The sequence below is a fragment of the Undibacterium sp. Ji83W genome (assembly GCF_049340385.1).
In the GTDB taxonomy this organism is placed as follows: domain Bacteria; phylum Pseudomonadota; class Gammaproteobacteria; order Burkholderiales; family Burkholderiaceae_D; genus Undibacterium.
Genome location: NZ_JBMPOZ010000001.1, coordinates 645,159 through 669,090 on the forward strand (window position 1 = coordinate 645,159; position 23,932 = coordinate 669,090).

23 protein-coding genes and 1 riboswitch are annotated in these 23,932 nt (G+C 51.2%); of the genes, 10 read left to right on the forward strand and 13 right to left on the reverse strand.

Annotated features, from left to right (window positions below):
- Positions 1-21: 21 nt before the first annotated feature.
- From ACO0LD_RS02945 to ACO0LD_RS02965, 5 genes are all read right to left on the reverse strand, one after another.
- On the reverse strand, positions 22-477 hold the full coding sequence (locus ACO0LD_RS02945) for an HIT family protein (RefSeq protein ID WP_423003543.1): 456 nt from the start codon (positions 475-477) through the stop codon (positions 22-24).
- A 73-nt stretch (positions 478-550) separates the two neighbouring features.
- The gene (locus ACO0LD_RS02950) at positions 551-2,188 is read right to left on the reverse strand and encodes an amino acid adenylation domain-containing protein (protein ID WP_423003545.1); all 1,638 of its coding nucleotides are present in this window, start codon (positions 2,186-2,188) and stop codon (positions 551-553) included.
- A gap of 109 nt (positions 2,189-2,297) precedes the next feature.
- A complete protein-coding gene (locus tag ACO0LD_RS02955; RefSeq protein WP_423003547.1) occupies positions 2,298-4,358 on the reverse strand; it encodes an alpha/beta fold hydrolase in 2,061 nt (686 codons plus the stop codon).
- A gap of 50 nt (positions 4,359-4,408) precedes the next feature.
- Positions 4,409-4,654: a hypothetical protein gene (locus ACO0LD_RS02960; protein WP_423003549.1), complete on the reverse strand. Its 246-nt coding sequence runs from the start codon at positions 4,652-4,654 to the stop codon at positions 4,409-4,411.
- Entirely contained in the window at positions 4,632-5,528 is an 897-nt protein-coding gene (locus tag ACO0LD_RS02965; protein WP_423003551.1) for a diiron oxygenase, read from the reverse strand. The genes ACO0LD_RS02960 and ACO0LD_RS02965 overlap by 23 nt, the downstream gene beginning before the upstream one ends.
- Before the next feature lie 527 nt (positions 5,529-6,055).
- Here ACO0LD_RS02965 and ACO0LD_RS02970 point away from each other — a divergent pair.
- The 7 genes from ACO0LD_RS02970 to ACO0LD_RS03000 all read left to right on the forward strand — a co-directional run bounded on the left by ACO0LD_RS02970 (position 6,056) and on the right by ACO0LD_RS03000 (position 11,453).
- The gene (locus ACO0LD_RS02970; RefSeq protein ID WP_423003553.1) at positions 6,056-7,321 is read left to right on the forward strand and encodes an RNA polymerase sigma factor; all 1,266 of its coding nucleotides are present in this window, start codon (positions 6,056-6,058) and stop codon (positions 7,319-7,321) included.
- 82 nt (positions 7,322-7,403) lie between these two features.
- Positions 7,404-8,468, forward strand: coding sequence for an alpha/beta fold hydrolase (locus ACO0LD_RS02975; protein ID WP_423003555.1), 1,065 nt, complete (start codon positions 7,404-7,406; stop codon positions 8,466-8,468).
- A 153-nt stretch (positions 8,469-8,621) separates the two neighbouring features.
- A complete protein-coding gene (locus tag ACO0LD_RS02980) occupies positions 8,622-9,044 on the forward strand; it encodes a VOC family protein (protein ID WP_423003557.1) in 423 nt (140 codons plus the stop codon).
- A gap of 36 nt (positions 9,045-9,080) precedes the next feature.
- On the forward strand, positions 9,081-9,431 hold the full coding sequence (locus ACO0LD_RS02985; RefSeq protein ID WP_423003559.1) for a YciI family protein: 351 nt from the start codon (positions 9,081-9,083) through the stop codon (positions 9,429-9,431).
- An 11-nt stretch (positions 9,432-9,442) separates the two neighbouring features.
- Complete coding sequence (locus tag ACO0LD_RS02990) at positions 9,443-9,856, forward strand: VOC family protein (protein WP_423003561.1); 414 nt, start codon at positions 9,443-9,445, stop codon at positions 9,854-9,856.
- Between the two features lie 54 nt (positions 9,857-9,910).
- Complete coding sequence (locus tag ACO0LD_RS02995; RefSeq protein WP_423003563.1) at positions 9,911-10,315, forward strand: VOC family protein; 405 nt, start codon at positions 9,911-9,913, stop codon at positions 10,313-10,315.
- 274 nt (positions 10,316-10,589) lie between these two features.
- Positions 10,590-11,453 (forward strand): alpha/beta hydrolase fold domain-containing protein, encoded by an 864-nt coding sequence (locus ACO0LD_RS03000; protein WP_423003565.1) that lies wholly within the window; start codon positions 10,590-10,592, stop codon positions 11,451-11,453.
- A 585-nt stretch (positions 11,454-12,038) separates the two neighbouring features.
- On the opposite strand, the gene ACO0LD_RS03005 is transcribed toward ACO0LD_RS03000, so the two are convergent.
- Positions 12,039-12,608 (reverse strand): NAD(P)H-dependent oxidoreductase, encoded by a 570-nt coding sequence (locus ACO0LD_RS03005; RefSeq protein WP_423003567.1) that lies wholly within the window; start codon positions 12,606-12,608, stop codon positions 12,039-12,041.
- Positions 12,609-12,696: 88 nt separating this feature from the next.
- Positions 12,697-13,398: a pirin family protein gene (locus ACO0LD_RS03010; RefSeq protein ID WP_423003569.1), complete on the reverse strand. Its 702-nt coding sequence runs from the start codon at positions 13,396-13,398 to the stop codon at positions 12,697-12,699.
- Between the two features lie 119 nt (positions 13,399-13,517).
- Here ACO0LD_RS03010 and ACO0LD_RS03015 point away from each other — a divergent pair, with 119 nt between their 5' ends.
- Positions 13,518-14,435, forward strand: a complete 918-nt coding sequence (locus ACO0LD_RS03015) for a LysR family transcriptional regulator (RefSeq protein ID WP_422953049.1) — start codon at positions 13,518-13,520, stop codon at positions 14,433-14,435.
- Positions 14,436-14,444: 9 nt separating this feature from the next.
- Positions 14,445-15,347 carry a tRNA glutamyl-Q(34) synthetase GluQRS gene (gene gluQRS / locus ACO0LD_RS03020; RefSeq protein WP_423004078.1) on the forward strand — a complete coding sequence of 301 codons (903 nt, stop codon included), beginning with the start codon at positions 14,445-14,447 and terminating at the stop codon, positions 15,345-15,347.
- 77 nt (positions 15,348-15,424) lie between these two features.
- Here gluQRS and ACO0LD_RS03025 read toward each other — a convergent pair whose 3' ends face one another.
- Complete coding sequence (locus ACO0LD_RS03025; RefSeq protein ID WP_423003571.1) at positions 15,425-15,934, reverse strand: hypothetical protein; 510 nt, start codon at positions 15,932-15,934, stop codon at positions 15,425-15,427.
- 188 nt (positions 15,935-16,122) lie between these two features.
- On the reverse strand, positions 16,123-16,791 hold the full coding sequence (locus ACO0LD_RS03030) for a hypothetical protein (protein WP_423003573.1): 669 nt from the start codon (positions 16,789-16,791) through the stop codon (positions 16,123-16,125).
- Positions 16,792-17,053: 262 nt separating this feature from the next.
- A riboswitch (cyclic di-GMP riboswitch) is annotated at positions 17,054-17,140 on the forward strand.
- Between the two features lie 128 nt (positions 17,141-17,268).
- Between ACO0LD_RS03030 and ACO0LD_RS03035 the strand changes: the two genes are divergently transcribed.
- Positions 17,269-19,602: a putative Ig domain-containing protein gene (locus ACO0LD_RS03035; protein WP_423003575.1), complete on the forward strand. Its 2,334-nt coding sequence runs from the start codon at positions 17,269-17,271 to the stop codon at positions 19,600-19,602.
- Positions 19,603-19,663: 61 nt separating this feature from the next.
- Here the strand turns inward: ACO0LD_RS03035 and ACO0LD_RS03040 are convergent, their stop codons facing one another.
- The 4 genes from ACO0LD_RS03040 to ACO0LD_RS03055 form a co-directional block, all read right to left on the reverse strand.
- The gene (locus tag ACO0LD_RS03040; protein ID WP_423003577.1) at positions 19,664-21,076 is read right to left on the reverse strand and encodes a multicopper oxidase domain-containing protein; all 1,413 of its coding nucleotides are present in this window, start codon (positions 21,074-21,076) and stop codon (positions 19,664-19,666) included.
- Between the two features lie 25 nt (positions 21,077-21,101).
- Positions 21,102-22,511, reverse strand: coding sequence for a TolC family protein (locus tag ACO0LD_RS03045; RefSeq protein ID WP_423003579.1), 1,410 nt, complete (start codon positions 22,509-22,511; stop codon positions 21,102-21,104).
- Positions 22,512-22,721: 210 nt separating this feature from the next.
- On the reverse strand, positions 22,722-23,099 hold the full coding sequence (locus tag ACO0LD_RS03050; protein WP_423003581.1) for a hypothetical protein: 378 nt from the start codon (positions 23,097-23,099) through the stop codon (positions 22,722-22,724).
- Positions 23,100-23,143: 44 nt separating this feature from the next.
- Positions 23,144-23,752 (reverse strand): LysE/ArgO family amino acid transporter, encoded by a 609-nt coding sequence (locus ACO0LD_RS03055; RefSeq protein WP_423003583.1) that lies wholly within the window; start codon positions 23,750-23,752, stop codon positions 23,144-23,146.
- Positions 23,753-23,932: the final 180 nt, after the last annotated feature.

Consider the following 23,932-nt stretch of genomic DNA (forward strand, 5'->3'; position numbering starts at 1 on the left):
GGCGGTTTTGCGTAAGTCCTCTTATTCTGATTTGAGCAAAGCCTGCCACCGCGCAGCCTGTCGTGTCAAACGTTTGCTGCGGCCTATATAAGACCAGGGATTGATAAAGCGTGTCAGGTAGCGCCATACCATCATCGCGGTATCGCCATCACGGCGTGGTATCACATGCAGGTGCACATGGGCTACATGCTGGTTGGCAGCCTTGCCATTATTGAGCAGCACTGCGGTGGCATTGCTTTCACCACCCAGGCGCAATGCGGATGAAAAACGGCTTGCCATGGCAAACAGGTAAGCGACCGTTTCTTCCGGCAAATCTTCTATATGCTGCTGGTGTTGTTGCGGTATCACCAGCAAATGCCCGCGCGTCAATGGGAAGGCATCGAGTATGGCGATACACTGTTCATCACGGTAAACTACTGATGCAGCACTGCGCCCTTCGAGGATTTCGCAAAATACGCATTCATGCTTGCTGGTCACATTATTCTCCACTTTGTACACATGAAAAACCCGCCACTCAGGACGGGTTCATATCCTGTTACACCTTCAAGTATCACACACCAGGAACAAGCTTTTCCACTTGCTGGCCATCACTTTCTTTTGCCAGTTTTTGCAAGGCTGAATAATCGATCTTGCCATTCGAATTGAAAGGCATCTTGCGCAATTCAATCACATCCTGCGGCAGCATGTAGGCAGGCAAATGCAGGGTACAAGCCTTGAGTATATCTCTTGATGATACGGTAAAGCCACAGCCATAGGCAAGCAAGCTCTGCACGCTACCATCGGCAGCCACAGGCCAGGGCACTACTGCCACCAGGTCAGAACCACCCAGGCGACGTATCACCGCCTCCACCTCTTGCACCTCTACCCGGTAACCACGTATCTTGACCTGGTTATCGATACGGCCACAATACAGCAAGCCGACCTTAGCATCGACACAGGCCAGGTCACCGGTACGGTACCAGCGCTGCGCCTGTTTTCCCTCAAAATGCATGTTCAGGAAACGCTGGCGTGTTAATTCAGTATTTTCCCAATAGCCCTGTGCCAGTTGTGAGCCGCCCAGATATAGTTCACCGATTTCACCATCAGCAACAGGATTAAAGTGCTCATCCAGGACCATGGTTTCCTGTCCTGGCAGAGGCTGGCCTATGGGCACGACAGGCAATGCAGCAATGCGCTGATCACTGGCCTCATAAGGATGCACCGTAAAGGCGATCGTCGCCTCAGTAGGTCCATATAAATTCTCTATGATGGAATTGGGTGCCGCAGGTTGCCAGTCTTGTGCCAGGCTGGTCGGCAAGGCTTCACCACAAAACAGGCTGTACTTCAGACTGGGCAAAATGCCCGGACGCAAGGCGTTATAGCGCTTCAGGCAGGCGGCAAGTGATGGCACAGAGAACCAGTGTGTCAATTCATGTTGCTGCACAAATTTAAGCGGCATCATCATGAGCTTTGCAGGCACGCTATACAGGCAGGCACCAGCACTCAGGCTGACAAAAATATCATGCACCGACAAATCAAAGGTAAAGTCAAAAAACTGGGTAAAGCGGTCACTCTGCCCCGGCTGATAGCGCGCCTTGATACTGGCAACATAGGTAGCAGCATTTTCATTCGTTACAGCCACACCCTTGGGCAAACCCGTGCTGCCGGAAGTGAACAGGATATAGGCGACAGGATTGGCTTTTGCAGGCAAAGTAAGACTGGCAGTATCAGCCTCGGCCATCTGGCGTTTTAAAATATAGGTATGCTGGCTGGCACTGGTTGCCCAGGTAGGCAACGTCTCCGTCTCGGGCATCAGCACCGTCAAAGGCTCGGGATAAGCTTGCAGCAATTCTTTGGCTGCATCCATCGAGCGTTCATCGACGACAATCGAGGTCGATGCAGACAGCTCCACCATGCGCAAATTGCGCTGCACCGGGAACTTGGCATTCAGTGGCACATAGGTCATGCCCGCCAGCAAAGTGCCAAGCACAGAGGCATAGGCAGTAATACTGCGGTCGACCAGTAAAGCACAACGTTGACGGCTGCAATCCTTGTTTTCGCGCGCCAGCGTGCGGGTAATCCTGGCAACACGCAACAGCAATTCAGCATAGGTATAGACTTGTTCATCCACCCATAAGGCATTGCTGTTAGGCTGGTTTTTTGCCGTATTGAGAAAACCGGCAATCAATAATTTTTGTTCTTTTTTCATAAAAATGTCTCCCCCCGACCATGGTGATGACCATGGCCGTCATTTCGCAACGACAAAAACAGCAGGGCAATATCCGCAGGTGCTCTTGATGCGGACATCGCCATTGACATCAACTCAGGCTGGGTACCACTTGCTCCTGATGCTGCGCGACAAATTGCCGGATCATGGTCGCCAGGTCTTCATCATAGAAATGCGAGAAGTGATCACCATTTTCATCAAAGGACAGCACGCCCTGCTTCAGGCCTGCGACCAGGAAGCGGCCCACATCGGCATGCGTGACAAGATCCTTGCCACCGACATGCACGAGCACAGGGTGTGGGATATCCGCAGTCCAGGCATCGTCTCTTTCATTGAACAGGCCGTTCATCATATTGGCGTAGCGGAACAATGATTCCGGCGTGCGGAAAGGTACGCTGGTCATATACAGCAGGAAGGGGTCGGTACTGGTCAGGATGGTAGAAATCATCTTGCGGTCTTCACCATCATCTGAGGTTGCATGCGCGCCATAAATGAGGTCGCAGTACTTTTGGGCGAAACGATAATTGGCAGCAATCTTGGGGAAGAGTGTGCGGATATTTTTTTCAAAATCAGTGATCTTGATTTCATTCGACGCTGGGAGCGAAACACCGCCATTCAGCAATACTGCCGATGAAATACGCTCAGGGAAAGCCGCCATGCTGCGCAGGCTGACCTGGGCACCGCTGCTCCAGCCGGCAATTGCTGTCTTGGCTATGCCAAAGTGATCAAGTATTGCCACCATGTCTTTGGCATGGGTCAAGGAATGACATTTCTCCAGATCAAATTCATGGGTAATGGCGGGCACCCAGCGGCTTTCCCAGGTGATGACGTGAAACTGGTCAGTCAAGCGCTGGGCCAACGGGAACATGAAGTCCGATGGCATGCCATAGGCATTTGCCAGCACCAGCGCCGGTTTGCTCTTGTCACCCAGCGTCAGCACGCACAGTTCCGTCCCATCTTCTGCCGTCACCTGAGTGCGGTTGAAGGTAGTGCCACTTTGTTGCTCATCGAGTTCCTTGATAAAGGCAGTCAGGTAAGTACCATAATCAGCCCAGCTCAGCCCCACATGTTTGGGCAAGCTGCGGGCAAAGTTCTTGATGGTGCGGTAGTAGCCGCCATAAAACACGGTGCGTTTGTCAAACAATTCTTCTATCGCCGTAGCTGGTGTATCGCGCTCGGGCACGAAATTGATGCTTTTCATGCCGAGTGCAGTATCAATTTTTTCCAGCATGGTCTTGACATTGAGGTCGCTGGAATTGGTCAGGTGATACACCTTCTGGTCACCAAAACCGATATTGCTCAGATAGATCATATCGAACACGCATTGATCCACCGGCACCAGATTACCCGCGGCAGCCAGGTCACCGATGAGGCGCAAAGGTGTCTGCAATTTGCTCAGTGTTTCGCGCAGGCGGTACATTTCCTGCGTCAGGCCGTAGATACCAAAGCGCGTGCCACCGCTACGGCGTGATGCCAGCGGCCCCATGATGATGGCAGGACGCAGGATGCGATAATCCAGGCCGTTGGCATCGCAGTATCTGGCGACTTCATGCTCGCCCTCATTTTTACTGCTCTCGTAAAAATTGTTGTAGGCGATATCGACGGGATGCAGGCTCTCCGGTATTTCACCAGCCACGCGGCCAGAGGTATAGGCAGTAGAGATATGCAGGTAGTGCTGGCAATGTACACGCCGCGCCAGGTCCATCACATTCTGGGTGCCGTTGATATTGTGGTGGTAGATTTCTTCCTTGTGGCGGTCTTCAAACTTCAGGCTGGCAGCGCAATGCCAGAATTCGCTGATGCCTGCAGCCATGAGTTTTTCCAGATCGTTCTTGCTGATCGCACACATGGTCTCGGTCATGTCGCCGAGTATGTATTCCAGCTTGCTATCGATATCCGCTTTGGGAATGGGCTGGTTGTAGGCAGAGGCACATACTGCCAGCGCATCATACACACGCTGCCTGGCGTGTTCTTGCGATTCTCCCCTGACCAGTACATAGATCTTGCCGCTCTGGCGCAAACGCCAGAACAGAAAATTACTGCCGAGGAAACCGGTAGCTCCGGTAAGAATAATATTTTTTGTCGTGTTGCGGTGACGGTTAGTCAGTTCCAGCAAATCGCCATAGCGATAATCAGTGAATTGATGTTCCATGGTTTTATTCCTTGTTTATGTTTTCTATATATGCAGCGGAAGGGCGTGCCTTATTCCATATAATTCAGTTGAACCCTGTCCAGGGTCCTGACCTTGTCGAGCACGGTGTCGTCCACCACGACTTCCCTGCCACTGATTTCTTCTATGAGGAGTACGTATTCCACAAAACTCAGGGAATCGACGACATCGTTTTCTATAAGGTCAAGGTCGAAGGGAATATCGGACAGATATTTTTTCTTTGACAGCAACCACTGTTTAACTTCATTGATCTTGTCAAGACTGATAAGCTGGTTCAAGACTTGTCTCCTGTTTTAATAAATTGGTGTCGCCCAGCAGGGCCAATACTTTTTTCAGCAATTCACGCGCGTGGAAATCTTGTCTCGCCGGGTCAGCGAGCAGTGCACTGCGGATTGCCATGCCGCTGCTAAAACCGGCATCACGGTACATGGCCGGGTTGTAGAGGGATTCGATAGTGACCTGCACATATTTGCGCAAGTGTTGCGAGACTTTCTCCAGCACTTCTGGCGCATAGTCATTGCTGATGCCATCTGCCAGTCTGGCCAGCAAGGCACGGCCAAAGGTGATGTGGCGCGACTCATCATTGCGGTGCGCCTCATTGATCTCGCGTATGAAGGGATGCACGCCCTCATCAAGTGCAATCTTCAAATTGTAGTAATGACCGACTTCTTCAAAAATGAAAATCTGCGCAAAGCGAACGAGGATAGTCAGCCTGGGGTCAAGCTTGAGTTCAGTCAGTTGTATTTTCTTGTTGCCATAAATCTTGCCCCCGTAGTTTTCGCAGAATTTGGCGAAGTACCACATGTGCTGGTTTTCTTCATCAATGAAATGATGCAGGTAATCATTGGCTTCTTTCAGCATGGGGGTATGCAAGAGTTCAGCCACGCCTGCTATCAACTCCTGCTCGCCAGTAACATTCAGGCTGAAGAGGTTGATGCATTCCCATTTGCTGAGCAGTTTGCGTTGCGCCTCGCTGGCCTGCTCGTAGTAAGCTGTAACGTGGATGGTCAGCAGTTCAGGGCTTACCCACCAGTCCTGCTCACTGATATCATCTACCCAGTCAAAGCGGGTGAAGCTGAAGACATGCCTGTCACGTGATAATTGCACCAGCCTGGCGAGCCGGTCGGTATACATGCTTTGCGTGCTGCTCATCTTTCTTTGTCTCCATTGATGCAGATCAATACGTTAAAATTTAGTCTAGCTATTTTTAGATGTCTCTTTAACTACATTAATAAAAGTCCAACATCAGCGTCCATTGAATTTGATAGAATTTTTCATCTAAGTTTCTGGCACAAAATTTGATTTGCAGAAACTTTGTCGACCTATAAAAATCGTAGGAAAACACCCCGTCTGAGACGTGGCAGCCTCATACCACTGGGCTTGCTGGAGGGTATTTTTGTATTCAGGAATTGATTTCAGCGGCGGGCAGGCCACTAAACAATTAGTGGCAAAAAAAGCACAATCGATCTATTTTCAAAAATCGCTGAGCCAGTCGGCATGATAGAAATTTTCTTTAAATTAATGTTTTTAAAGCATTGTTCTTTAAGAGTGAGCTAGAATCCGTCATCTCTATTTCTGGTACGGAAAATGCAGAATTTATCGATTCTTCAGAATCTTTTATCTGAGCCGCACCAGTATTCAGGTAATCATCAAGGCTTCATACCTCAATTAACCGCACGATGACTTCAGTCAGCGATAACACCCGCCAATTAGTCGAAGGCATATACCAGCAAGAGTCGCGTCGGGTCTTTGCGACCCTGGTGCATCTGCTGGGCGATTTTGATCAGGCTGAAGAAGCCCTGCACGAAGCCTTCAAGGCAGCGCTCGAGCAATGGCCGGACAAAGGCGTGCCTGAATATCCGCACACCTGGCTGGTATCGGCAGGGCGCTACAAGGCTATCGATAGCATACGCAGGCAAAAACGTTTTGACCCGCTGGACCAGCACGCAGAAACCGTGGAGATGCTGGTAGATGAGAGTGCCCAGCTTGGTGAAGCTGCACTTGAATCAACAGTCATGGAAGACGACAGGCTGCGCCTGATCTTCACCTGCTGCCATCCGGCACTGGCGGCCGATGCCCAGGTTGCGCTGACCTTGCGTGAAGTCTGCGGCCTGACGACGGAAGAAATCGCCCATGCCTTCCTGACCCCGGCCCCTACTCTGGCGCAGCGCATAGTGCGTGCCAAGGCAAAAATACGTGATGCCAAAATCCCTTATCAGGTACCGGAGAAAGAAGAATTGCCAGCGCGCCTGCATAGCGTGCTTAGGGTGATTTATCTGGTCTTTAATGAAGGCTATTCCAGTTCTGCAGGTGACTCAGTTTTGCGTCTGGACCTGGCGACAGAAGCCATAAGGCTGACACGCCTGCTACATGAATTATTGCCTGAACCTGAAGTCATAGGCTTGCTGGCCTTGATGCTATTACATGAATCACGCCGCCCTGCCCGTACTGACATCCATGGAGAATTGATCGCACTGGAGCAGCAAGACAGGCAATTATGGAATCAACATTTGATAAGCGAAGGTTGCACCCTGGTAGAACAGGCTTTGCGCTCTGGCCGCTTTGCTGCCTATACCCTGCAGGCGGCGATATCTGCCGTCCATGCAGAAGCAGTTACTTATGCAGAGACTGACTGGCCACAGATTGTTGGTCTTTACGACGCGCTGCTGCGGGTAGAAGCCAGCCCCATCATAGAATTGAACCGCGCCATCGCTATTGCCATGTGCACCGACGGATTAAAGACCGGCCTGAAATTGGTAGCTACCCTGCTGGAAAAAGACGAAATGCAAAACTACCATTTGGCACACGCAGCAAGAGCTGACTTGTGTCGCCGCGATGGTGACCTGATACAGGCAAAGCTGTCCTACGAACAGGCGCTAAAGCTCTGCAAACAGGAACCAGAAAAACGCTTTATTGAACGCCGCTTGCAGGCACTCATAAATTAGAGTTTTCATCTGATACCCATCAGTTTTACTAAAATCAGTTTTACTAAAAAATAAAAACGACCGCCCCCACCTTAGGAGATATATGGCAAAACTGCACCGCGTCCTTCCCGCTTTGTTAATGAGCCTGCTACCTGCACTATGCCAGGCGCAAGCAACACCAATTTCACCTGGTCTTGCCTGCAAGTCTGCAAAGCAAGCCATTAATGAAGAAGGTTTTGTAGAGCTAGGCGGCATACCCCAATGGGTCACCATCAAGGGCAGGCATTGCAGCAACCCGGTGATCCTGATCGTGCATGGCGGGCCTGGTAATACCATGAGCCCGTATGGCACTGCGATTTACGGTGCATGGGAAAAAGATTACACCGTCGTGCAATGGGATCAGCGTGGCGCGGGCAAGACCTTCGGCAAGAACAAACCCGGTGAAGAAACGCCTTTGACAATTGCGCAAATGGCTGATGATGGCGTGGCCCTGGCGGCTTATCTGACTCAGCATCTTGGGAAGAAGAAAATCATCCTGACTGGCAGCTCATGGGGTTCAATACTTGGCGTGCAGATGAGTCTATCAAAACCCGAATTATTTTATGCCTATGTTGGTACCTCACAAGTTGTCAGCTACAAGACTAACCAGGGAGCCAGCTACAGCAAGGTATTGAGCCTGGCACAAGCTGCAGGTGACCAGGAGACGGTTGGCAAAGTAAGCGCGCTAGGCCCGCCACCGTGGAGCAATCCCCGTAACTTCGGTATTTTGCGCAAGGCTATCCGCAAATATGAAGCACTGCGCACAGACCCGGCCCCAAAAACATGGTGGGCATCTGACCCGGCCTATGCCACACCGACAGCGCTGGCTGACTACGAAGCTGGCGAAGATTATTCTTTCCTGAAATTTGTCGGTTACAAAGGTGATGGCATGTTCAGCACGGTGGATTTTCCTGCTACGGCAAGCAAATTCGCCATCCCGGTCTTTTTTGTCCAGGGCGCAGAAGATTTGCTGACCATGCCAGAGATTACCCGTCAGTATGTGGCTAGCATTACTGCACCGCAAAAAGAATATATCGTCGTGCCACGCGCCGGGCATGATCCCAATTTGCCATTTATTGAGGCACAATTAAAGCTGCTCAATGAGCGGGTACGAGCCTTGAGTAATTAATGCTCATTGGAAATTTTTTACGCATCAAAAAAAATATTTAAAATATTTTTGGCTTAATGTCGATTTAGTGTCGATTTACCGCCCAGCCATTCGACTATCAGATGTGGAGACGCTTTCACACGATAATCCAACCAATTGATAAAGGAAATGACCATGCCACATCCTATCGCTTACCTGTCCTTCAATGGCAACTGCAAGGAAGCCATGTACTATTATGAGCAAGTCCTGGGCGGCAAAATCACCGTCATGATGAATGGTGCCGACTCCCCCATGGCAGCCATGATACCAGCTGAATCAGCCCATCGCATCCTGCACGCACGCCTGGAATTGCCGGACGGTGGCCTGCTGTTTGCAGGTGACTGCCCGCAGCAAATGCCATATGACGGCATCAAGGGTGTCTCGTTTACCTTGAATTACGATACCACGGAAGAAGCCAGCAAGGTCTTTAGCGCGCTGGCAGAAGGCGGCCAGGTAACCATGCCGGTACAGCCTGCATTCTGGGCCAAGTCCTGGGGCATGCTGGTCGACAAATACGGCACGCCATGGATCATCAACGGCGAACCACTGCCACTGTAATCCGATCAACGCTATTCCATTCTCGCTGGAGCCCTTATGAAATACCTATGCCTGGTGTATCTCGACAATGAGCACTGGAATGCCTGCCCGGATGAAAAATGTGCCACGTATGCCCAGGGCTTGCTGGACAGCGGTCACATGCTGGCAGCCGAGCCCCTGCACCCTGTACACACCGCTACTACCGTCAGGGTAAGGAACGGACAATTGTCAGTCACCGATGGCCCATTTGCCGAAACCAAGGAAATGTTGGCAGGCTTTTATCTTATCGACGCCAGGGATTTGAATGAAGCCATACAACTGGCTTCAAAAATCCCGCCAGCCCAGCATGGCAGCATAGAAGTACGCCCGGTGCGCGCCCTGGACTTGCCAACGGCAGTAACAAATTAAAGGGGAACGACATGCACAAGCAAATCTTTGTCAACCTGCCTGTCAAAGACCTGGCCCGCGCCAAGGAATTCTGGAGCAGCCTGGGCTACAGCTTTGATCCCAAATTCGCCAGTGACAACGCCGCCTGCATCATCTTCGGTGAAAGCATCCTGGTCATGCTGCTGGTAGAAGAACTGTTTGCCAGCTTCGCCCACAAACCCGTCTGCGATGCGCATGAGCGTGTAGAAGTTTTGCATGCAGTCTCGTGTGACAGCCGCGAACATGTCGATACCCTCATCGCAAAAGCCAGGGCAGCAGGTGCCACCATCCCTGACGAAGCGGAAGACCATGGCTTCATGTATGCGCAGGGTTTTTATGATCTTGATGGCCATGGCTGGAATTGCTGTGCATGGGTACCTGAAGCTGAATGCAAACAAACAGCTTGAGGGCATGACTCGCTGAGCCTGATCACACTAGTACAACAAATTAAGGAAGACAAAATGCATAAGCAAATTTTTGTAAATCTGTCTGTCAAGGACCTGCCCCGTTCAAAAGAATTCTGGAGCAGCCTAGGTTATAGTTTTGAACCCAAGTTCACCAATGACCAGGGTGCCTGTATGGTAATGGGCGAAAACCTGTTCGTCATGCTACTGGTGGAAGAATTTTTTGCCGGCTTCACCAACAAACCGATCAGCGATGCACGTGAACGTACTGAAGTGTTGAACTGCCTGTCTTGCGACAGTCGCGAGCATGTCGATAGCCTGGTTGCCAAGGCAAGAGCTGCGGGTGCCACAGTGCCTAAAGAACCAGTAGACCATGGTTTCATGTATGGGCACGGTTTCCATGATATTGATGGTCATGGCTGGGAACTGGCGTACATGGTAGCTGAAGGTGAGTGCAAATAAGTCTGCGTGAGCTGAACTTAAACTGCCACACCGCCTGAATCTTCAGGCGGTTTTTTTATGCGCACTCACTTTCGATTTCATGCAATTCGTCACGGCAGACTCAAGCTTGGTCACACTATCTGCATCTCTCCTTGCTGACGCGGCATACTTGGATATCTCTATGTAAAAATCTTGATGTCACGGGAATTATGAAATGAAAATTTTTAGCCAGCCAAGCAATCTATTTAGACTCACATCCTTTTTATATCGCTTGATAAACTGTATCACGCTGAGTATGTTGGCAGCAGCTTCTGCACATGCGGACATGCCAGATGCAGGCTATGAAATTCAACACGGAATAATCTATCAAGGTACTGGTGATGAAGTGTTGACCGGTGACTTATACCGCCCCAAGGGAGATGGAAAATATCCCGTGCTGATTGCAGTACACGGTGGCGACTGGCGTTTTGCTGATGCCAGCCTGTATAAGCACTGGGGGCCATATCTGGCAAAAAATGGCTATGCCGTATTTGCCATTAATTATCGTCTGGTCAAAGATAAAACCAACCTCTATCCGGCAGCAGTACATGATGTGCGCGCCGCCGTGCAATTCTTGCGGCAGCAGGCGGCGACTTACCAGCTGGATCCTGAACGTATAGGCTTGATGGGCGATTCTGCCGGAGCACAGCTTGCTACCATAGTCGCACTGGCTGGTGATCAGCCACCGTTCTCGGATGGCATGCAGCCCACTACCAGGGTCAAGGTCTGCATAGGAATTTATGGCAGTTATGATCTGACTGCAAAGTGGGAACATTCGAACCGCTACTACCCTGACAATAATATTGCCCAGGGTTTTCTTGGTAGCAGCTTGATCGATAACCGCAAAATCTATTTTGAGGCATCACCGTTATCTTATGTGACGCGAGATAATAATCAAACGCAGTTCCTGTTGAGCTGGGGAGCGAAGGACAAATTTGTTGATCCTGAAGGGCAGTCGATTGCTTTTATGCACGCCTTGAAGCAGGCGGGGTTTTCTGTGCATTCAGTCGTGTTGAAGAATGCGGGGCATTATTGGGCTTCTGAGTCTATCAGAATTCCGGGGACAGATTCTGGATATCTGGCACCACGCTTATTGCAGTTTTTGAAGGAGAAACTATAAAAATTTACCAACACAAATAATGATTCCAGAGATGTCTGCAATTGATGGGTAGTAAATCGTTTTGCTTTCGCTATATCGATATTGATTGAATTACCACTCCCCAAGGCCGTCATTCCTGCGTGCTTTTGGCAGGAATCCAGCGGCGTTCTTGGCATCCTGTTAGCTTCATTAATTTCAGAATTTTTGTGTTTTAATGCCTGGATTTTAAACACGTGCGTTCATCATTTACGATTGCAAGTCGGGGGTAGCCCGACAGCTACATTCTTTTCTTGTCTCGCCAAGAAAAGAATGCAAAAGAAGGCGACCCAGGCGTCGTCGCCCCCTGAAGGGGGTCCCCGTTTGTGCAGTACAAAAAATGGGAAGGCCCGAAACTCGCTTCGCTCAAACAGCGGTCCTTCTTAATCCATTTTCTGTACCGCACAAACGGCGTCGACACATGGGAACTGCAAAGTCAAAAACAACACCAACGTCAATTCGACCTGTATTCATATTTCTCAATTTTGATTGATGAGCGTACTCATATGGGCATAACAAAAAACCCGCCCATCAATCCGGCGGGTCTTTTTACTTCAACACTAACTCAACTTACTTAAACTTCGTAGCCACTTCCGCAATACGCTTACCAAACAATTTCGCCGTTTCCAGGTCACCTGGCAACGGGCCTTCTTCTGGTGAAGAGTCGGATGGGGATTGTGTCATCAGGCCGCTGAAGCTGGCGATGTAGTTGATGTCATTGCGTTGCGCTGCCTTGCTATTAGCTGGCATCAAGCCAGTGCCTACCCAGATCATGGAGTGCTGTTGTGACAGTGTGAACAGGTAATGCAGGGTCGATAATTTGTCGCCATTCATGGAGGCAGAATTGGTGAAGCCTGCGGCGATCTTGTCTTTCCAGACCTGGCTATACCAGGGCTTGGAAGAAGCATCGGCGAATTTTTTGAATTGCCAGGACACCGATCCCATGTAAGTTGGGGAACCAAAGACGATAGCATCAGCGGCGGCCAGGGTTTCCCATTGTGCGTCGGTGATATTGCCTTCGGCGTCAATCTTGATGAGTTCAGCGTCGGCTCCTGCTGCCGCTGCACCTGCGTGTACTGCTTCTGCGGCCTTGGTGGTATGGCCATAACCTGAATGATAAATAATCGCGACTTTAGACATGTTTTACTCCAGTGTGAATATTGAGTTTTTACGCAAAAAGACAAATCACTGAGGCGTTTTTGCATCAGTGATTTGCCTGTCTTCCAGCTTAATGCGGCAGATCAAATACCAGTACTTCTGCCTGTTTTCCCTGCTCCAGCACGAGTTTTTCTTCGGCTGACATCATCACGGCATCGCCCTCTTTGAGGGACATGCCATTTACCTGCAATTCACCACGTGCTATGTGGACATAAGTCAGGCGATCCTTTGCCAGCGGCAATTCCTGCTTTTGTTCTGCATCAAACAAACCAATTTGCAGACGTGCGTTCTGGCGAATTTTGATGGAGCCCTCGGCACCATCACCAGAAACTACCAGACGCAAGCGCCCCTGTTTTTCTTCACGGCTGAATTCTTTTTCGCCGTACAAAGGCTCACCACCCAGTTGGTCTGGCTGTATCCAGATTTGCAGCAAACGTGTGTGTTCGGTATTGGCCGGATTGAATTCCGAATGACGCACACCAGTACCTGCACTCATATACTGCACATTGCCTGGACGTATCGTACTGCCATTACCCATGCTGTCTTTGTGCGCAATCGCACCTTCGAGCACATAAGTAATAATCTCCATGTTCTGGTGCGGATGCGTACCAAAACCCATGGCAGGAGCAATCCAGTCATCATTAATCACACGCAAGGGCCCAAAACCCATATGCTCTGGATCGTAATATTCTGCAAATGAAAAACTGTGATGTGATTTCAGCCAGCCGTGCTCGGCGTGGCCGCGTTCTTGTGATGGTCTGAGCGTAATCATATAAGTCCCTTTCAAATTTCCTGAAGAATGTGTTCAGGCGATGTACACACTATATACATGCAAATTCTTTGACATAAGGGTAGAATTTCATACAACTCATTCAAATTATTTGAACAAGCATGAACCTGACTCTTGAAGCCCTGCAAATCCTCGATGCCATAGACCGCAAGGGCAGCTTTGCGGCGGCTGCAGCGGCCCTGGATAAAGTGCCCTCCGCCATCACCTACAGCATACGCAAGCTGGAAGAAGACCTGGATGTGCTGCTATATGACAGACGTGGCCACAGGGCCAAACTGACCATTGCGGGAGAGGAGTTATTGCTACAAGGCAGGCATTTGCTGAATGCCGCACAGGAATTGGAAAACCGCGTCAAACGCGCTGCCAGTGGCTGGGAAGCGGAGCTGCGCATCGTCATTGACGGCATCATACAATTCGACGATATCATTCCCTTGATCAAGGAATTTGAACAACAAGCGTGCGGCACGCGCATCCGCATCAGCCAGGAGATTTTATCGGGTGTATGGGAAACCATGGTATCTGGCCGGGCGGACCTGGCCATAGGTGCTGCCTATTACGGGCCGGATGCCATACGCATGCAGGGTGAATTCCAGACCCGCTTGCTGGGCAGTGTGGAATGGGTGTTTGCCGTGGCACCACAACACCCGCTGGCGCAGGCAGCAGAACCGCTGACACCGGCGATTTTGCAGGCCCACAGGGCGATCGCCATAGGTGATACTGGCCTGACCCTGCCATCGATGACGGCAGGCTTGCTGAGCGGTCAGGACACCATGACCGTGCCCACCATGCATGCCAAGCTGGCAGCACAACTGGCAGGCCTGGGTTGTGGCCATTTGCCGCGCCGCCTGGCATTGCCCCATTTGCGTAGCGGTGCTTTGATAGAAAAGAAGACCAGCGCCCACCGCCCGCCAGAAGATAACCGCCTGGTCTGGCGCAATGCCAACAAGGGCAAGGCTTTGCTGTGGTTTTTACAAAAGTTGCAAGACCCTGTCGTGCAACGCATGTTGATAGGTAATTGAATGACATCCATGCCAACAAAACAGATGACGCAAAAATACATAGGACGTTTCGCCCCCTCACCGACTGGCCCCTTGCACATGGGTTCGCTGGTCGCTGCCATGGCCAGCTATCTTGATGCCAAAGCCCATGACGGGCTATGGCTATTGCGCATGGAAGACCTGGATTTTGACCGCAATGTCAAAGGAGCAGACCAGCACATCATCAACTCGCTGCAACGCTGCGGCATGCTGTGGGATGGTGACATCACCTGGCAAAGCAAGCGCCAGCATCTGTATGAAGCTGCCTTGCAAGCTTTAGGCGACAATCTCTATCCCTGCGCATGTTCACGCAAGGAAATCTCTGATTCGCGCCTGCGTCTGGGTGAAACTGCCAGCCAGATTTACCCGGGCACTTGCCGCCCTGGCCTGGCAGCAGGCAAAATTGCCCGCGCCTGGCGCTTGCGCGTGCCAGATCAAATCTATACTTTTGAAGACAGGCTGGCAGGCATGCAGCAACAAAACCTGGCGACTGAGGTTGGGGACTTTGTCTTGAAGCGCGCTGACGGTTTTTGGGCCTATCAGTTGGCGGTAGTGGTCGATGATGCCGCGCAAGGCATCACCCATGTGGTGCGCGGTGCTGATTTGATAGATTCCACCGCACGGCAAATCTATCTGCAAGAATTGCTGGACTTGCCCACGCCGCATTATCTGCATGTGCCGGTAGTGAGCAATGCAGATGGTGAGAAATTATCCAAGCAAACCGGGGCGCTGGCTTTTGACCGTGGTGACAATGATGTACTGCATGAAGCTCTGGTACCGGCAGCACAATTCCTGGGGCTGAGCTTGCCATCACCAGTCGCTGATATTCCCGCTTTCTGGTCAATGGCAATTCAGGCCTGGAAAGACAAGATGGCGAGTGCAGGAGCACAATAAAACAAGGGCTGCAATGCAGCCCTTGTTAATATCCGTTAGCCGTTAGCCATTAGCCATTAGCCAGGGCGGGTAAGCAATCAATGCTCAGGATGTTCCCTGCCGCGCTCATGTCCATGGCGGTCATGCTCATCATTACGTCTGTCGCCGCGTCTGTCATCCCACCTTTCATCCCTACGATAGTCATCACGCCTGTAATCTTCACGTCGATAAGCATCATGTCTGTAATCGTGATCACGGTAATAACCATCGCGATAGCGTGGCACTACCTGGGTGTTATACCAACTCTCCTGAACAAAATATACTGGGCGATTACAAGCGTTGTAGCGATAGCAGTTCTTTTCCCATTTATTTCTGTGGCCTGGAGGCACGACCAGATACATGGGTTGCTGAACAACATTCACCCTTTGCACTATGCGAGGCTCACGATAAATCACTTGTGGTTGTGGGAAATTACCAATGTCGACATGACCATAAAATCCCGGCTGCCCGAATTGCAAAGACACACCCACATCCTGCGCCTGCGTCTGTGCCGTCATGAAGAGCGTTGCGCAGGCAGCAGTCGCCAGCAATACTCTTTTACATGTCATGTTTATCATTGCGTACTCCATTTCTATTACGTTAACCAAAGAAGCAATACAGCGCTTACAGTACTACAACGTTTGTAAAGCATATCTGTTGACCTCCTTGGTCAATTTACTTCTGCAAGCACCTCAGGTCTGTACGTTAGCCAACACAAAATAAACAAGGGCCATATGCAAGTGTGTCTTGTGGCAACTTATTTAACCGGGAAATCCGCAGCCCATTGCTGTGCTTTCTGATCAAGTACAGCACGACGTTCTGCTGATACTTTAGCTGTCAATTGCGCTAGCGTGGTTCTGTGTGATGTGCAGGCATACTGCGCATTCCGATTGCCAAATTTGCGCTTGAGTACACATTCCAGCTGATTGGCACCTGCCACATCTTCATAGGCAGGTTCCAGTGCTTCTGGCAAGACAGTTTGATAGCGCAGCACCAGTTGCGCTGACATGCCACGGTAGGCAGGGTCGTTCGCACCTGCCTGATGGGTATATTTGACAGCATCTTTCAAGGCCGCATAGGCGTCTGCATTTTTCTTGATATTTTGAATACCCGGATTGGATGTGGTTTCACTCGTGCCATCGCCACTTGTCATTGTCACTGACCATCCTGATTTTTCAGTAATTTTTTCTTCCAGACATGCGAGGCGGTTATTCGCTTCTGCGGCGACATAAGTTTGTGCTTCAACATCGCCCTCAGCAGCCAGTTTGCGGTTCCTTGTCAGCCAGTCCTTGAAATCGGCACGTAAAGGTTTTGCGGTGATCAGATCGCAATCATCCAGGCTGATTTTTGCAGCCTGTGAACTTGCGCAAGTAAGTGCCAGGCAAATCAGAATTCCGGCGCGGGAGATGCGTGGAGAAAGTTTCATAAGTATTTTATTGTTTTCAATTTAAAAAGGTCATCAGCCAAAAGCTCGCAGATGCTGCCATGGCAAAAATAGTATGGGAAATGATTTTACAAATTAACACTTTTGCCTCATTCAAAAGCCAGTAAAACAACAATCTTCATTTTCTATTATCAAAGCGAAATCCAAGCTTGTTATAGCTGCACGATTTCAACAATCCTTGACATTTTTCTGCTTCCTTTTGGATCGAAATCTTCATACCCTAAAACTGTAATTTTTAATTTCCAAAACTTGAGGGCAAACCCGTTGAAAGACGGCGACGCAAAGCCACCGGCCTACAGCGCATACGCGCCATGGCAGCGGGGTTGCCAGTGATGATATTGCCAAAGCGTTTGATCGCCAGGGCATTGCATTTGCTGCCGAATCACCGCCCTCTGCTGATATCGGAGCGCACACGTGATCAATACAAAAAGAACATATTCCAGACAGCTAAAGTCGCTTATGTGGCTAAGCTTTTTCCTCACCGCAAGCGTCATGACAGCCTGCGGTGGTGACAGCCCCCAGGTCAGCAATTCTGTCGTTGCGTTGCCGCCAGCAGAAGTCGCCACTGGCGTGACTACACTTGAAGTCACGGTTCCGGTTCTTCCTCCTGACGTAGCAATTCAAAACACGCAAGCTACATTTCACCTCGCACCGCTTCTGCTTGATGCGCCTGCTGATATTGATGCTACGGATAGCAACAGATCAGCCCGCATGCCTGTCGCCATGCAAGCCATACCGCGTGAGTGGCAAGGCGTGCGTGGCCGTGGTTTGACAGTGTCGGCAATACGCTCACTACCACGTCCACAGTTGACACCGCCCCCCATTGCAGCGGGCCAGATTGATGTGCTGCCATCGGCAGGAACGGGCGTGGTATCCACTTATACTCCGGCACAGATACGTGCTGCTTATGGCTTGCCAACACTGCCTGCCAGCATGAATAATTTGACAGCAGCACAAGCCGCATTACTGGGTGCGGGGCAGACAATTTACATCGTCAATGCCAGACATGATCCCAATATCGTGGCAGAACTGAATGCCTTCAATCAAAAATTTGGCCTGCCTGCATGCACGGTAAAAAGTATCGCTTCCAGCACCGTCTTGCCTTTAGCAACTGCATCTACCAGCGTCTGTGAATTCTCTGTGGTGTATAGCACCAGTGCTGGTGGCATGAGCAGTAGTGCACCGGCCTATGATTCTGGCTGGGCGACGGAAATTGCACTTGATGTGCAGTGGGCGCATGCAAGCGCGCCATTGGCCCGCATCATCCTGATCGAAACTGCAGATGCATCCATGAGCAATATGGTGGGCGGCATCAGGCTGGCCAATGCCATGGGGCCTGGTGTGGTATCGATGAGTTTTGGCTCAACGGAAGGGAGCTGGACTGCTGGTGTAGAGAACACATTCACGACGGCCAAAATGACTTATCTTGCTGCCTCCGGCGACTCAGGACCTGAAGTGGAATGGCCAGCAGTATCACCTAATGTAGTAGCAGTTGGTGGCACCAGCCTGACTTATTCTGGCGGCAGCAGGACTGAAGTGGCTTGGTCAAATACTGGTGGTGGCGTCAGTGCTTATACCGCCACACCCGCATATCAAAATACGGCCGTGCCTGGTATGGGCGCACCTGCCCGCAGGACGGTGGCTGATGTATCCATGAATTCTGACCCGAATACGGGTCAGTATGTAGCGATCATGACACCCGGCAGCAGCACAGTGAACTGGGTCAGTGCCGGTGGCACCAGCCTCGCTACACCACAATGGGCAGGCATCATCGCCGTCGCCAATGCGACGCTGGTACAAGCGGGCAAAGCTGTATTGGGTGCACCACACACCGTGCTGTACAACAAAATCGCCAGCGTGCCTGGCAGCTACGCCAGTGCATTTGCTGACGTAGCCAAAGGCAGCAATGGCAGTTGCGCCAGTTGTACAGCCAAGGTCGGTCATGATCAGTTGACTGGCTTGGGTACTCCGAATGTCAGTAATTTGCTCAGCGCACTCAGCGGCACAATCGTAACACCAGCGCCGACGGTGACCTCTGCCAGCATCACTGGCCAGACTGGCACCACACTGAGCTTTACGGTGTCGGCAACGGCAAGCAATGCACTGACCTACAGCCTGAGCGGTAATCCCTCAGGCATGACTATCAGCAGCGCTGGCATCATCACCTGGGCCACGCCTGTTACAGGCACATATACAGTGATTGTGACTGCGCTGGATGCGGTAACGGGCCTGAGTGGCAAGGGCACATACACTGTGACGATTACAGCGCCTGTGCCGCCGGTAGTGACTGCCAGCACCATTAATGGCGTAGTCGGCAGCGCTTTATCTTTTAATGTAAATGCGACCTCCAGCAATGTCTTGAGTTATAGCCTCAGCGGTGCACCATCCGGCATGAGCATCAGCCAGACTGGCACCGTCACCTGGGCCAGCCCGCTAGTTGGCAAGTATATCGTTACCGCCATCGCAAAAGACAGCAAGACAGGTTTGAGTGGTCAGGCGGTATTCAACATCAGCATCGTGGCATCTGGCCTGAGCATCAATGCTCCTGCCATGACGGGTGTGGCAGGCAAGGCCTTGACAGGCACTATCAGTATCACGGCGCCTGGCGCAACGTCGCTATCCATTTCCATCAGCGGTGCACCACTGGGCTTGAACTTTGCCATGAGTGGCACGAATATCACAACCAGCTGGAACAGCCCTGTGACTGGCAACTACAGCTTGAAGATCACCGCAACTGACAATACTGGCAGGACGGCAACAGTGAATATGCCTGTGACCATTACAGCTAAATAAGAAATTTTCTGTATTAAGAATTGGGGGAATCAGATTTAATGATTCCCCATCTTTTTTAAGCTTAATGCCCGCTATGACCTTGTGGCTTGCGCACCTGCACTTCAACTTCGGGCATGGCATGTGAGCCATGCTTCATACCGGCATGTGCATCAGCAGGCTGGCGTGGTGCATCTGCCACCGGCCCGCCATATTCATATGCCACCGTGCCCTTGGGATGCTGGAACCAGCCGGGATCTTTATAATCACCCGGCTTCTGGTCTTTGCGCACTTTGACAACGCTGAACATACCGCCCATTTCCAGCCCGCCAAATGGCCCCTCGCCTGTCATCATGGGGATAGTGTTGTCGGGCAAGGGCATTTCCATGGTCCCCATGTCAGCCATGCCCTTGTCACCCATGGTCATGTAGGCAGGAATGAGCTTGTTGATCTTGTTAGCGACATCCTTATGATCAACACCTATCATGGATGGCACGTTATGGCCCATGGCATTCATGGTGTGATGACTCTTGTGGCAATGGAAGGACCAGTCGCCTTCTTCATCGGCGACAAATTCTACCTGGCGCATCTGGCCCACGGCAATGTCCGTCGTTACCTCAGGCCAGCGTGCGGTTCTTGGTACCGGGCCGCCATCAGTGCCTGTCACCGTGAATTCATGACCATGAATGTGGATAGGATGATTGGTCATCGTCAGGTTACCTACGCGTATCCTGACCCTGTCATTCTTGCGTACATTCAGGGTATCAATGCCAGGAAAAATGCGGCTATTCCACGACCATAAATTAAAGTCTGTCATGGTCATGATGTTGGGCTTGTAGGCACCGGGTTCTATGTCATAAGCACTGAGTAAAAAAATAAAATCCCGGTCGACTTCATCAATCTGCGGATGTTTATTTTTTGGATGGGTAATCCATGAACCCATCATGCCCATCGCCATTTGCACCATCTCATCAGCATGCGGGTGATACATGAAGGTACCCGGGCGACGTGCCACAAATTCGTAGACAAAGGTCTTGCCTGGCTGTATCGATGGCTGGGTCAGGCCAGACACACCATCCATGCCATTCGGCAGGCGCTGACCGTGCCAGTGAATGCTGGTGTGTTCTGGCAAGCGGTTGGTGACGAAGATACGTACCCTGTCCCCCTCCACCACCTCTATCGTCGGCCCCGGGCTTTGGCCGTTATAACCCCACAGATGCGCTTTCATGCCGGGAGCCATTTCCCGCACTACCGGCTCAGCGACCAGATGGAATTCCTTGACACCATTATTCATGCGCCATGGCAGGGTCCAGCCATTCAGGGTCACTACCGGATTGTAGGGTCGGCCATTCTTGGGCTGCAGTGGCGGCATGGTGTCAGGGCTGTTTTGTGTCACGGCTTCTGGCAAGGCTGCCAGTGCGACTTTGCTGACACTGCTGGCTGCCAGGGCACCGCCAGCGATGCTTGCAAATTTAAAAAAATCTCTTCTTGTACTCATGTTATTTCCTTCGCAGATCTTGTGATCAATGCGCTGCTTCTGCCGTGGCAGTTGATTTGACGGGATTCAGATTACTTGCTGATGGACGACCCAAGAGCTCAGCCTGCAAGGCAGCATCTGCCAGCCAGAATTGTTGCTCTGCATTGATGGCTGCCAGCACGCTGTTGATTTGCTCGCGGCTGTCAGCAAGCAATTCAAACACGCTGATGAACATGCCGTTGTAGCGCAACTGGTTTTCTGCAGAAATGCGTTTGCGCAGAGGCAGGATTTCGTCACGGTATTGCCTGGCGATATCGTACATGCTGCGATAGGCAGAATAACTGACGCGCAGATGCGAGCCTGCATTATTCACCGTATCTTGCAGACGATAACTGGCTGCCAGAGTCTTCGCATTCATGGCAGTTCTTTGTGCGTCACCCCAATCGAATATTGGCAACCTGATGCTGACTTCAAAACCACGTTTGATTTCGCTATGTCCCGCAGCATCGAAGTTGGTATCTCGCCTGATACCAAGTTCAATATCAGCAAAACTGCTGACCAGGTTCAATCCCTGCCGTGCTGCCGCCGCATCCAGTTCCTGTTTTGCCAGTTGTATATCGAGACGGTCTTTGGTCGCTTGCGGGCCTATCTTTTCTGCTGGCATTGGCGTTGCAGGCAAATCTGGCAGGCGCTCTGGTAGTTTGAGGTTTTTTTCCTGTTCGTCATTCAAGCCCAGCAAACGCACCAGTTCTTCGCGGGTAGCCAGACTGTTATGACGGGCAAAACTCAACTGTGCCAATGCATCGGCCTTGAAAGCTTGCTGGCGCGCTGCCTGCAGGGTATTGAAATTACCCGCCTTGAGCATACGCTCTGCCAGTATGGCGCTGGCGTCGGCGGCTTCACCAACCTGTCTGGCATATTCCAGACCCTGCTGCGCCGCAACTGCCTTGACCCAGGCCACGCGCACCTGGCTGACACGATCAATGACATCCAGGCTTAGCTGAGTCTGCGCTTGCGCCAGGCCATGCTGCACCATGGTTTGTCTTTGGGGCAGGCTGAGCAAATCCAGCAGGCCGAAGCTCAGCATGCGGGCAATTTCAAGCTCACCGGATTGACGGCTACGTTCAAAGTTAAAGAGAGGGTTTTGGATACGTGCTTCTTGTTCAGTATCCGCCCCATCTGCCTGGTGTTGCGCCAGCATGGCTTGCAGCGCTGGGCTATTGAGCAAGGCAATTTGTATGGCGGCATCTTGCGATAGCGCCTCACGCAGCAGGCTTGCCGCCCGTGTCTGCATGTCTTTTTGTTGCGCAGAGGTGCTGGCCAGCGCCAGATTTCCTTGCGTATAAGCCGGATATTGTTGATTGATTTTTTGGGTACTCTGGTCGATATCGAAACTGGCACAGCCAGTCATTACCAGCAATGCTGGCAACAGATATCGGTAATGAATATGCGACATGAAGTCCTCGCGGTAAGAAATGTGTTTCTGCCAAATTTGGGGATGCGTGTGATTGTCGTAGGTTGGGCCGGCCTCGCTAGGCTACGGGGTATCAGCCCAACACTGTGCCTCAACAAACGTATACGTTGTGTGACCGCCGAGTGTTGGGCTGGTAAACCGTAGCCCAACCTACGAGCTAACCCAACCTACAAAACGTAGCCAACCAAGCGATTATTTAGACAAAAAATTCCTGGGAGGGCGTTCCAGCATGCGCGCAGGCACGGATGCTGGCAGCAAGACAGGCAGCACCTGAGCATCATCGTGCGCAGGTACCAATGTAGAAATTGAGAGAGCAGGCATCAGGGCGATGCCCATACAACAGGGTGAAGAAGACTTGCAATGATCGCCGACCTTGCCTTTCACAGCTCCGGTGCTAGCGCCAATTGCCTTGGCAGCTGGCTGGCAATGTTCATTGCTACTGGCAACAGAGATGCCAGCCTGGACAGGCATATCCATGGCGCAGCCCAATTTACTGGCGACAGCAAAGCCCTGCAGGGGCAGCAGTACCAGTAACAGGCAAGCAATCAATAAACGCCAGGATTTTTTCATGTGCCGAAGTTATCACAATTCGGGCTTTTCAACAAATTGCCAGATCAACCCAGCATTAAATTAAGTGCAAGCATCAGCATCACTGTACCCACGAGGCTATCCAGCACCCGCCAGGCTATGGGCTTGGCAAACCATGGGGCAAGCAGGCGGGCACCAAAGCCCAGGGCGGCAAACCAGATCGTCGCATTCAAGACGGCCCCTACGGCAAACCAGTATTTGCCATCACCAGGTTGCTGCCCGCCTATGGCACCCAGCAACACGACCGTATCAAGATAAGTGTGGGGATTGAGCAAAGTCGCTCCCAGCACTGCCAGGGCTGCCTTGCCCGCCGTCAGATTCAACGCTCCGGCTTCAGCCACCAGGACTTGCTGACTGGCTGCAGCCCGCAGAGACCGCAGCCCATACCAGATCAAAAACGCCGCCCCGCCCCAACGAGCTATCATCAGCAAGACTGGCTGGCTATTGATCATGCTCCCGATGCCCGCGACACCTGCCAGTATCAGCAGCATTTCACAAACGATACAGATCATTACTGTCAAACCCACATGCTGCTTGCGCAAACCCATGCGCAAGACATGCGCATTTTGCGATCCGATAGCCATGATCAAACCCGCGCTCATGCCCATGCCCTTGAGTATAAAAGCCAACATCATCAGTCTCCCGTTTGTCGATGTAGTGATTGTGAGGAGAAAAAGGTTTAATATGAAGTAAATTTAAAATATTTACGAATTCATTAAAATTTCTTAATTAATGGATTTAGTTCTTTTAAATTCTTTGAAGCGCAACAAGAAATTCGAACAATATGCTGCTCGCTAGTGGAGCGATGATTAAAA